Genomic DNA, 10,257 nt, shown 5'->3' with positions numbered 1-10,257 from the left:
GTCTCGATCCGTGCCTTCTTCAAGAAGGTCGCCAACGTCGCGGTGACGACCGACACCGCCAGCGCCACCATCATCCAGACCCGCCACCGCATCCCCGAACATCCGCTGACGGCGGGCCAGGCGCTGGTCTATCAGGTGCCGATCCCGGAGCCCCTGCGTTTCCTCGAACCGCGTGAGACCGAAACGCGCAAAATGCATGCGCTGGAAGAATACGGCCTCATGCATGTGAAACTTTACGAGGACATCGCCAAGCACGGCCGCATCGCCACCACCTATGCTTATCCGGTCAAGGTCGAGGGCCGCTATGTGATGGACCCGTCGCCGACGCCGAAATTCGACAATCCCAAGATGCATCGCTCACCGGCGCTGCAGCTGTTCGGCGCCGGCCGCGAAAAGCGCATCTATGCGGTGCCGCCCTTCACCGAAGTGGTCAGCCTCGACTTCGAGGATCATCCGTTCGAGGTGCAGACCTTCGACCAGCCCTGCGCGCTGTGCGCGGCCGAGAATGTCTATCTCGACGAGGTCATCCTCGACGACCATGGAGGCCACATGTTCGTCTGCTCCGACACGGATCATTGCGAGAAGCGGCGGGCGGACGGCCATCACGGCCACCTTGCCCCGGAAAACCATCTTGCCTCGGAAAAAATGGAGCCGGCGCAATGACCGACGAACCGCTGCTGCGCGTCTCGGCGCTTTCCAAATTCTACGGCTCGCGCGTCGGCTGCGACAACGTCTCCTTCGACCTGTGGCCGGGCGAAGTCCTGGCTGTGGTCGGCGAGTCCGGCTCCGGCAAGACGACATTGCTCAACTGCCTGTCGACGCGGCTGCTGCCCTCCTCCGGCAGCGCCAGCTACCGCATGCGCGACGGCCAGTTCCGCGAGCTCTACCGCATGAGTGAGGCCGAGCGCCGCTTCCTGATGCGCACCGACTGGGGGTTTGTCCACCAGAACCCGGCCGACGGCCTGCGCATGACGGTGTCGGCCGGCGCAAATGTCGGCGAGCGGCTGATGGCGGTCGGCGACCGCCACTACGGCAAGATCCGCGCCACCGCCGTCGACTGGCTATCGCGCGTCGAGATCGACGAGGACCGCATCGACGACGAGCCCCGCGCCTTTTCCGGCGGCATGCGCCAGCGCCTGCAGATTGCCCGCAACCTCGTCACCGGCCCGCGTCTGGTGTTCATGGACGAGCCAACCGGCGGCCTCGACGTCTCGGTCCAGGCGCGCCTGCTCGACCTGCTGCGCGGTCTGGTCACCGATCTTGGTCTGGCGGCCATCGTCGTCACCCATGACCTTGCCGTGGCGCGGCTTTTGTCGCAGCGCATGATGGTGATGAAGGACGGCCGCGTCGTCGAAAGCGGTCTCACCGACCGCGTGCTCGACGACCCGCGCGCGCCTTACACGCAATTGCTTGTTTCCTCGATTCTGCAGGTTTGACGATGACGCAAACGACTGACGATTGGAGAACCTTCTGATGGCAACCCCGCTCGTTGTTTCCGGCGTTGCCAAGAGCTTCACCATGCATCTGCGTGACGGCATCAAACTGCCTGTTGTCGCCGGTGTCTCGTTCTCGATCAGGGCCGGCGAATGCACCGTGCTCGGCGGCCCGTCCGGTGCCGGCAAGAGCTCGATCCTGAAGATGCTCTACGGCAACTACGCCGTCGACGAAGGCCAGATCATCGTCACGCATGATGACGGGCTGATCGACCTGGCCACCGCCAGCCCTCGCACCGTGCTTGCGGTGCGCCGGCAAACGATCGGCTATGTCAGCCAGTTCCTGCGCACCGTGCCGCGCGTCTCGGCGCTCGACGTCGTCGCCGAACCGCTGGTCGAGCGTGGCGAGGACCGCGAAGCGGCAAGAGACAAGGCCCGCGCCTTGCTGGCGCAGCTCAACCTGCCGGAGAAACTCTGGGCTTTGCCGCCTGCGACCTTCTCCGGCGGCGAGCAGCAGCGCGTCAACATCGCGCGCGGCTTCATCACCGAGCATCCGATCCTGCTGCTTGACGAGCCGACCGCGTCGCTCGACGCCAGGAACCGCGATGTCGTGATCGAACTCATCGCCGCCAAGAAGGCGGCTGATGTCGCCCTGCTCGGCATCTTCCATGACCACGATGTGCGCGAGGCGGTTGCCGACCGCATCATCGACGTCACCGCGTTCGCGTCCGGAAAAATCGCCGCATGAGCAGGAAATTGTCCGAGACGCCGCTGGTCCACCCGACGGCGGATGTACAGAATTCGACGCTCGGCCGCTGGACGGAGATCGCCGACCGCAGCCGGGTCTCGGAAAGCGAACTTGGCGACTATTCCTACATGATGCAGGACTGCTCCGTCTGGTGCGCGACCATCGGCAAGTTCGCCAACATCGCGGCCAGCGTTCGCATCAACGCCACCAACCACCCGACCTGGCGGCCGACGCTGCATCACTTCACCTATCGCGCCTCGGACTATTGGGACGATGCCGAGCACGAGACAGAATTCTTCGCCCAACGCCGCGCTAAACGCGTCACCATCGGCCACGACACCTGGCTCGGTCACGGCTCGACCATCCTGCCCGGCGTCACCGTCGGCGATGGCGCCGCGGTCGGCGCGGGTGCGGTGGTCTCGAAAGATGTCGCGCCCTATACCATTGTCGGCGGCGTGCCGGCAAAGCCGATCCGCGAGCGCTTCGATCGCCGCACGGCCGAACGCTACCAGGCGCTCGCCTGGTGGGACTGGGACCATGCAAGGTTGCGGGCTGCCCTTGATGATTTTCGCGAACTGTCGGCCAATCAGTTTTTGGAGAAGCACGGAGGTTGACAGCCCGAACAGGTCAGCCGCTTAGGCAAACGTCCAAAATAACAGAAAGGAAGGTTAACGTCATAAGAACAGCGGCGACCGTCTGATTTAGCCTAATAAATTCCACAAATTTCACATCATATCCAATATTTATAAGCGATTTGGCTTTCACATCAGCCTTATTGGCAAAACGGATCGTAACTAACGCGATAAAGAATATTAGAACCATCAAAACAATTGCCGTATCGCGCCCATTTTTATAATTGTAAAGGTATCCAGATACCGGATGATTTAGGCTACCAACCCGATATACGAGTATCAAAAGCAGACCCATTGCAAAGCTTGTTACAGCGATCACTCCTGCAACATACAATCTCAACCACTGACGCCAGCGTGCCAATTGGTAAGCCTCCTGCCCCCATGAGCCTGAATGCTTATTTCATTCTTGATTATGTGAAAACCCGCAGCTTCCCTTTGCGATCGTACCGCGGCATGGCGGGACCTGTTCAATGATTGCCTGGCACTTTTCGAGCAGCAGGCTCCCGTAGTCGAAATCAAGCCGCCCGCCTTCTGCAGCGTCAGGGACCTGGAGCGCTTCGAGGAAACTGCTGGTCCTGGGCCGACCGTAAACTCCACACCTGTGGAGCGTAACAAAACTGACATCACCGCGACACGGCAGGTTCATGTGGCTGCGCTAGGCGAGAGCCTGACGATCAATGGTCCGGACCTGGAACCTGCCCCCATGCCAGCAAATTCCGCCACGCTCGAAATCCGCGGTGTCACCCGACGATTTGGCAAGAACACCGCCGTCAGCGACATCAACATCGCGATCCCGCAGGGTCAGATGGTTGGCGTCATCGGCCGTTCGGGCGCCGGCAAATCGACCCTTCTTCGCATGATCAACCGTCTCATCGATCCCAGCCAGGGGTCGATTTTTTTTGACGGCGCCGAGGTCTCCCAGCTGCGCGGTTCGCCACTACGGCGCTGGCAGCGCGATTGCGCCATGATCTTCCAGCAGTTCAACCTGGTGCCGCGCCTCGACGTGCTGACCAATGTGCTTCTCGGCCGGCTGAACCACCGCTCCACCATGTCGAACCTGCTCGGCATCTTCTCCCGCGAGGAACGAGCCGAGGCGATAGCAGCGCTGGAGCGTCTCGATATCGCCCGCACCGCGCTGCAGGCCGCAGGCACCTTGTCGGGTGGCCAGCAGCAGCGCGTCGCCATTGCCCGCGCGTTGATGCAGCAGCCGAAGGTGATCCTCGCCGACGAGCCGATCGCGTCACTCGATCCGCTCAACGCCAAGGTGGTTATGGATTCGCTGCAGGATATCAATTTGCGCGAAGGCATCACCGTGATCACCAACCTGCACACGCTGGACACGGCCCGCACCTATTGCAACCGTATCATCGGCATGGCTGCCGGCAAGGTCGTCTTCGACGGCCCGCCGGAAGAGCTCAACCGCGAGGCCGTGCGCATGGTCTACGGCGCCGACAGCAGCGGCGGCGAAATCTCCGAGGCCATCACCTCGACCAGTGTCATCATCAAGCAAAAAATCGCCGCATCCGCCGGACCGCTTGAGCCAGCCTTTCCTGGTTACTGAGCGACCTGGATCGCCAGCCCGCGTCAAGGGCATCATATCCCAACGCAGCCGGCGCGATGCCGGGACCAACAGGAGAGAGACGAGATGTTTAGAAAGATACTTTTCGGTGCCGTTTCCATCATGGCCATGGCGATGGGCTCGGTCCAGGCACAGGATCTGAAGGAATTCCGCGTCGGCATTCTGGGCGGCGAGAACGAAGCCGACCGTCTGCGCAACTACCAGTGCTTCGCCGACCACATCAAGCAAGTTCTCGGCGTCGAGAAAGTTTCGCTGTTCCCGGCCGCCGACTACGACGGCGTCATCCAGGGTCTGCTCGGCGGCACGCTCGACTATGCCGAACTCGGCGCTTCCGCCTACGCCAAGGTCTACCTCGAGAACAAGGACGCGGTTCAGCCGATCCTGACGACGGTCCAGACCGACGGTTCGACCGGCTACCATTCGGTTATGGTCGCCCGTGCGGATTCCGGCATCAAGACACTCGCTGACATGAAGGGCAAGAAACTCGGTTTCGCCGATCCCGATTCGACTTCCGGCTACCTGGTCCCGGTCACCTCGCTGCCCAAAGACATCGGCATGGATGTGAAGAGCTATTTCGCGTCGACCGGTTTCGGCGGCGGCCATGAACAGCTTGTCCTTGAAGTTCTGAAGGGCACCTTCGATGCCGGCACCACCTGGGCCTCCGGCGTCGGCGACTTCAAGGATGGCTACAGCTCCGGCAATCTGCGCAAGATGGTCGACAAGGGTGTCCTCAAGATGGACGACCTCGTGGAGTTGTGGCAGTCCCCCTTGATCCCGAACGGCCCGCTGGTCATACGCACCTCGCTCGACGCCGACACCAAGCAGAAGATCACCGATTTCCTGACCAAGCTTCCGCAGACCGACCCGGCCTGTTTCGCGGCGGTGCAAGGCGGCGACTTCAAGAGCTATTCGCCGGTCACCCCGGAATTCTATCAGGCGATCATCGACGCTCGTAAGGCGAAGATCGGCTCGTAAGCCAAAAGGCACGACGCCGCCGGGGCCAAAGTGCCGCCGGCGGCGTTGCCGCGTCACGGGCTGGGGAACTATCGATGAGTGCGACCGAAATTTACCGCGCGCCTGCGCTCTCCACGGAAGGAGCGTTGGCCGAGCGGCACTGGCGCGACCTCGCCGCTCGCCGGCGCCTCTACACGATCGGAGGCCTGGTTTTCCTGTTGCTTGCGCTCTCGGGCTCGCTCTGGTTCGCCAATGAGACCAACGCCGGAAAGTTTTTCGACCGCCTTCCCCACATCGCCGACTTTTTCGTCGAATTGAAGCCGCGCGACTGGTTCGACCCGGTGCGCGCGCTGTTCGACCTGCCGTCGCCCTATGACGATGGCAGCCTCAAATTCGACTATCCCGAAGGCCGGGTCTACCTGACCCAAGGCATCTACATTCCGGAGTATTTCTACCGGATGATCGAGACCCTGAACATTGCGCTGTTTTCGACCCTGGTCGGCTCCACCTTCGGTTTCCTGCTCTGCTTCCTGGCTGCAAGCAACGTGACGGCCAGCCGCTGGCTCCGCTTCACCACGCGCCGCTTCCTCGAAATTGTCCGCGCCTTTCCGGAAATCGTCATTGCCGGCTTTTTTCTGGCGATCTTCTCGCTTGGGCCCATTCCAGCGATCCTCGCGGTCAGCATCCACACCGTCGGCGCGCTCGGAAAAATGTTCTACGAAGTGGTCGAGAACGCCGACATGAAGCCTGACGAAGGCTTGCGGGCCGTTGGCGCCAACTGGGTCGAACGGGTGTGGTTCGGCATGGTGCCTCAGGTTCTGCCCAACTTCATGAGCTATTTCCTGCTCCGCTTCGAGATCAATGTGCGCGCTTCGACCATTCTCGGTGCCGTCGGCGCCGGCGGCATCGGCGAATCCCTGCGTCTTTCGATCAGCCGGGGCCATGAGGCCAAGACCATAGCCATCGTGTTTCTGCTGTTCTGCACGATTGTCGCCGTTGACCAGTTTTCGGCATGGCTGAGACAACGTCTCGTCGGCAGGCAGGCGTTCGCATACGGGCGCGGAGAGTAACGCAATGAACGCCGACGCCATCAACGACATCGCCGCTCGCTATCCCGATGCGTTTCAGCGGCCTTTATGGAAGCGCTATGCCGCCCCGTTCGGCATCCTTCTATGCATCCTCTACACCTTTTACTGCTCGTGGTTCTTCTCGATCGGCATCGTTCTCGGAAAGGCGAACTGGAACCTGGCCGGCGCTTATCTCGCCGACTGGGTGTCTTACGAAATCCGCCCGGACATCGAATTCAAGGACGGCTATCTGACCATCGACTACTCTCGTTTCTCCAAACTTGGATCCAATCCAAATCCCGACTGGGTTATCAAGCAGATTGCCGAAGTCGAGCGGCGGGTCGACGCCGCACCGGCACCGGCGACCGCGACCGACAAGTCGTCGCAGGGTTCGTTCATGGCGGCTGGCGCGCCAACGGCCGAGAATCCGGCCCCCTCGCCAGACAAACCAGTTCCGGCCGCGCCCAAAACGGTGCGCGAAAAGGCCGTGGTGGCGGCGACCGTCGTCCTTGGCAGCGGCCAGATTGCCATTGCGCCAAATCTTGTCACGGTGACGCGCGGCGCCGAAAGCGTCGTCTTCGACATTGCCAAGGACAGGTCTGTCACGCCGCGCACACCGCTGCCTGACTGGATAGAGCAACGCAAGCCAGGTTCGACAGCCTATGTCTCGTTCGGATTTTTGGGCCGCGCTGAAGTGCAAAATGACGAGGTGATCGCCTGGAGGCGGTTTTTTGGTTGGGCGAATTTTGTGTTTGACACGAATTCGCCATTCTGGGGAAAATCGTTTGGCGAGGTCGCTTCATTGATCGTCTCCGGAGAACGCATCGATCCGTCGAGGTCAAACGCAGCGCTTGCCTGGGACAACATCCTCTACAATGCCGAGTGGCAACACGGCGACGTGTGGCTGAAGCTTCTGCAAACCATCGTCATGGCTTTTGTCGGCACAGTGTTGGCCTCGGTCGTCGCCTTTCCGCTCGCCTTCCTGGCTGCGCGCAACATCACGCCGAACTGGTTGACCAACCAGGCGACAAAACGCTTCTTCGACTTCCTGCGGTCTGTCGACATGCTGATCTGGGCGCTGTTCTTCACCCGCGGCTTTGGTCCGGGGCCGCTGGCCGGCATGTCGGCGATCTTCTTCACCGATACCGGAACCCTGGGCAAGCTCTATTCCGAGGCGCTGGAAAACATCGACGACAAGCAGCGCGAAGGCATCCGCTCGGTGGGCGCCACACCAACAATGGTGCAACGCTACGGCGTGCTGCCTCAGGTTCTGCCAGTGTTCCTTAGCCAATCCCTCTATTTCTGGGAATCGAACACCCGCTCGGCGACAATCATCGGCGCCGTCGGTGCCGGCGGCATCGGTCTGAAATTATGGGAAGCCATGCGCACCGGCACCAACTGGGCCAATGTTTTCTACATGGTGCTGTTGATCCTGATTGTCGTTTTTGTCTTCGACAATATCTCCAACCATCTCCGCCGCAAACTGATGGGGACCGTCGGAAACGGCAACGACGAGCGCGCGCGGGGCGCCTCCGCCCGCCTGCTGCCGGCGGCTTAGACCACGATCCTGAATCGAAGGTCGACGAAGCAAAGGTGGTACGGGTTTTGCTTCGCCGACCTTCGGCTCGCGTCTCAGGCGCCGGCCTTCTTCCACCCGCTCTTGATATGCCTATACCCCTCCCGATAGACCGCTTCCGGCGTCTCGGAAAAATCGCGCCACACCTTCGTTGCCGCCGCCAAGTCCTTCAGCGAGCGGCCGAACGCCTCGATCGTCAGCCAGTCGTCATAGCCGCTCTTGCGGATGGCGGAAAACGTTTCGGTCCAGGGAATGTTGCCGCGCCCCGGCACGCCGCGATCATTCTCCGAAATATGGATATGCACGACATTCCTGCGGTGTTTCGTGTAGGCGCCGATCGGGTCGGCTTCCTCGATATTGGCGTGGAAGGTATCGTACATCGCCTTGATGTGCGGCCGGTCGATGGTGTCGATATGCTCCGACAGATCCGCCATCGTGTTGAGGAGATAGCATTCGAAGCGATTGAGCGCCTCGAGGCCGATGGTGACGCCCTTGTTGCCGGCATGGTCGCCGATCGCGCGTTGCGAGGCGACCGAGCGCTTCTTCTCGGCAGCCGTCGGCCCTGAGCCGGAAAAGGCGCCGAGCGTCGAATGCAGCGGGCCGCTCAGCGTGTCGGCGCCAAGTGCCTGCGCGCAGTCGATCGCCCATTTCATGTAGTCGACACCGGCCTTGCGCGTCGCCGCGTCGGCCGAAATCAAATTCATCGCCGGATCGCCCATGGCCGAAACAGCCGTTCGCTCCAGTCCGATGCAGTCGAGCAGATCGCCGAGTTTTTTGTAGTCGTCCGGCGCGCCGGCGAAGATCGGTATCTCGACGCCATCGAAGCCCGTTGCCTTGATGTCGCGCAACAGCGGCTCGTGTTTCTTCGACACGGCCGTCGTCCATAAGAACATGCACATGCCGATTTTCATCGACGCCCCTCCCCTTGAATCCCCCGGACCGCCTCTATTTCAGAGCTTCGTCCACGCCCCATTCTTCTTCGACGACTTCACGCAGGCCTCGATGAAGGCCATGCCTTCTACGCCGTCCTGGATGGTCGGGAAGACGACATCCTTGGGCGGCTTGCCACCCTTGCGGCGCGCTGCCCGGATCGCCCGCGCGGCCTCCTGGTAGATGTTGGCGAAACCTTCGAGATAGCCCTCCGGATGGCCCGACGGCACGCGGCTGACACGGCCCGCCACCGGCAGCGCGCCGGCGCCGTTGCGGGTGATCAATTGCTTCGGCTGGCCGAACGGCGTGTACCAGAGATAGTTCGGGTCGGCCTGCACCCATTCCAGCCCACCCTTGGAGCCATAGATGCGCAGCTTCAGCCCGTTCTCGTGGCCGGGCGCCACCTGGCTTGCCCAGATCATGCCCTTGGCCGGATGCGTCTTGCCGATAGGCTTGAAGCGCAGCATGACGTTGACGTTGTCATCGAGAAGCCGGCCCGGCACGAAGGCGTCGAGATCGGCCGACAGGGAGTCCAGTTCCAGCCCCGAGACGAAGCGGGCGAGGTTGTAGGCATGCGTGCCGATATCGCCCAGCGCGCCGCCGGCGCCTGCCTGCTTGGGGTCGGAGCGCCACGCCGCCTGCTTCTGGCCTGTCGCGGCCAAATCCTCGGTCAGCCAGTCCTGCGGATATTCGGACTGCACGATGCGGATGTCGCCGAGCACGCCCTTGGCGACCATTTCGCGTGCTTGCCGGATCATCGGATAGGCGGTGTAGTTGTGCGTCAGCACGAACACCTTGCCGGTCTTCTCGACTATCGCCGCAAGCTTTTTCGCCTCGGCCAGCGTCGTCGCCAGCGGCTTGTCGCAGATGACGTGGATGCCGGCCTCGAGGAAAGCTTTTGCCGCCGGCACATGGACATTGTTGGGCGTGACGATGGCCACCGCCTCGATGCCGTCGGGGCGCTTCGCCTCGGCCTTGGCCATCTCGGCATAGGATGCATAGCTGCGTGCGGGGTCGAGCCCCAGTTCGGCGGCCGAGGCCTTGGCACGGGCCGGGTCGGCTGACAAAGCACCGGCAACCAGCACGAAGTCGTTGTCCAGCCGCGCCGCGATCCGGTGCACCGCGCCGATGAAGGCGCCTTGCCCGCCGCCGACCATGCCGTAGCGGATCGGGCCGCCTCCCGTTTCCGACTTCGATGCGCCGACCATGTCTTGCTCCTCGCTGTTGCTCACCCCCTTGAGGGGAGGTCGATCCGCGCAGCGGATCGGGTGGGGTCGTTGAGGCAGAGATCGGCATGAACCGACCCCTCCCGGCCCTTCGGGCCACCCTTCCCTCAAG

At 62.0% G+C, this 10,257-nt stretch carries 11 protein-coding genes; 8 read left to right on the top strand and 3 right to left on the bottom strand.

Annotation, left to right across the window (positions count from 1 at the left end; all coding sequences use genetic code 11):
• The 4 genes from EOC06_RS06960 to EOC06_RS06945 form a co-directional block, all read left to right on the top strand.
• The coding region (locus EOC06_RS06960; protein WP_245469378.1) for an alpha-D-ribose 1-methylphosphonate 5-phosphate C-P-lyase PhnJ at positions 1 to 663 on the top strand (663 nt) is incomplete at its 5' end.
• Positions 660 to 1,436, top strand: a complete 777-nt coding sequence (gene phnK / locus EOC06_RS06955; protein WP_127267988.1) for a phosphonate C-P lyase system protein PhnK — start codon at positions 660 to 662, stop codon at positions 1,434 to 1,436. The genes EOC06_RS06960 and phnK, both read left to right, overlap by 4 nt.
• 37 nt (positions 1,437 to 1,473) lie before the next feature.
• Entirely contained in the window at positions 1,474 to 2,181 is a 708-nt protein-coding gene (gene phnL, locus EOC06_RS06950) for a phosphonate C-P lyase system protein PhnL (RefSeq protein ID WP_128307402.1), read from the top strand.
• The gene (locus EOC06_RS06945) at positions 2,178 to 2,795 is read left to right on the top strand and encodes a DapH/DapD/GlmU-related protein (protein WP_128307401.1); all 618 of its coding nucleotides are present in this window, start codon (positions 2,178 to 2,180) and stop codon (positions 2,793 to 2,795) included. Before phnL ends, EOC06_RS06945 begins: the two co-directional genes overlap by 4 nt.
• A gap of 13 nt (positions 2,796 to 2,808) precedes the next feature.
• Here the strand turns inward: EOC06_RS06945 and EOC06_RS06940 are convergent, their stop codons facing one another.
• A complete protein-coding gene (locus tag EOC06_RS06940; RefSeq protein WP_128307400.1) occupies positions 2,809 to 3,174 on the bottom strand; it encodes a hypothetical protein in 366 nt (121 codons plus the stop codon).
• Positions 3,175 to 3,516: 342 nt separating this feature from the next.
• On the opposite strand from EOC06_RS06940, the gene phnC reads away from it, so the two are divergent.
• From phnC to phnE (EOC06_RS06920), 4 genes are all read left to right on the top strand, one after another.
• On the top strand, positions 3,517 to 4,374 hold the full coding sequence (phnC, locus tag EOC06_RS06935) for a phosphonate ABC transporter ATP-binding protein (protein ID WP_127267986.1): 858 nt from the start codon (positions 3,517 to 3,519) through the stop codon (positions 4,372 to 4,374).
• Positions 4,375 to 4,458: 84 nt separating this feature from the next.
• On the top strand, positions 4,459 to 5,367 hold the full coding sequence (gene phnD / locus EOC06_RS06930; protein ID WP_127321054.1) for a phosphonate ABC transporter substrate-binding protein: 909 nt from the start codon (positions 4,459 to 4,461) through the stop codon (positions 5,365 to 5,367).
• Positions 5,368 to 5,441: 74 nt separating this feature from the next.
• Entirely contained in the window at positions 5,442 to 6,416 is a 975-nt protein-coding gene (phnE, locus tag EOC06_RS06925) for a phosphonate ABC transporter, permease protein PhnE (RefSeq protein WP_127271835.1), read from the top strand.
• A gap of 4 nt (positions 6,417 to 6,420) precedes the next feature.
• Positions 6,421 to 7,971, top strand: coding sequence for a phosphonate ABC transporter, permease protein PhnE (gene phnE, locus EOC06_RS06920; RefSeq protein ID WP_128307399.1), 1,551 nt, complete (start codon positions 6,421 to 6,423; stop codon positions 7,969 to 7,971).
• A 74-nt stretch (positions 7,972 to 8,045) separates the two neighbouring features.
• On the opposite strand, the gene EOC06_RS06915 is transcribed toward phnE (EOC06_RS06920), so the two are convergent.
• Positions 8,046 to 8,900 carry a sugar phosphate isomerase/epimerase gene (locus EOC06_RS06915; protein ID WP_128307398.1) on the bottom strand — a complete coding sequence of 285 codons (855 nt, stop codon included), beginning with the start codon at positions 8,898 to 8,900 and terminating at the stop codon, positions 8,046 to 8,048.
• 39 nt (positions 8,901 to 8,939) lie between these two features.
• Positions 8,940 to 10,127 (bottom strand): Gfo/Idh/MocA family protein, encoded by a 1,188-nt coding sequence (locus EOC06_RS06910; RefSeq protein ID WP_127269535.1) that lies wholly within the window; start codon positions 10,125 to 10,127, stop codon positions 8,940 to 8,942.
• Between the last annotated feature and the right edge of the window lie 130 nt (positions 10,128 to 10,257).

Origin of the sequence: Mesorhizobium sp. M7A.F.Ca.MR.362.00.0.0 (assembly GCF_004023175.1) — a bacterium.
GTDB lineage: Bacteria > Pseudomonadota > Alphaproteobacteria > Rhizobiales > Rhizobiaceae > Mesorhizobium.
The sequence above is the reverse complement of the archived record's forward strand: the minus strand, read 5'-3'. Positions and strand labels throughout refer to the sequence as shown.

Bases quoted from the DNA above. Each gene is read 5' to 3' on its own strand.
- phnE (WP_128307399.1), top strand. From the start codon at position 6,421: ATGAACGCCGACGCCATCAACGACATCGCCGCTCGCTATCCCGATGCG.
- EOC06_RS06910 (WP_127269535.1), bottom strand. From the start codon at position 10,127: ATGGTCGGCGCATCGAAGTCGGAAACGGGAGGCGGCCCGATCCGCTAC.
- EOC06_RS06945 (WP_128307401.1), top strand. From the start codon at position 2,178: ATGAGCAGGAAATTGTCCGAGACGCCGCTGGTCCACCCGACGGCGGAT.
- phnK (WP_127267988.1), top strand. From the start codon at position 660: ATGACCGACGAACCGCTGCTGCGCGTCTCGGCGCTTTCCAAATTCTAC.
- phnE (WP_127271835.1), top strand. From the start codon at position 5,442: ATGAGTGCGACCGAAATTTACCGCGCGCCTGCGCTCTCCACGGAAGGA.
- phnC (WP_127267986.1), top strand. From the start codon at position 3,517: ATGCCAGCAAATTCCGCCACGCTCGAAATCCGCGGTGTCACCCGACGA.
- phnD (WP_127321054.1), top strand. From the start codon at position 4,459: ATGTTTAGAAAGATACTTTTCGGTGCCGTTTCCATCATGGCCATGGCG.
- phnL (WP_128307402.1), top strand. From the start codon at position 1,474: ATGGCAACCCCGCTCGTTGTTTCCGGCGTTGCCAAGAGCTTCACCATG.
- EOC06_RS06915 (WP_128307398.1), bottom strand. From the start codon at position 8,900: ATGAAAATCGGCATGTGCATGTTCTTATGGACGACGGCCGTGTCGAAG.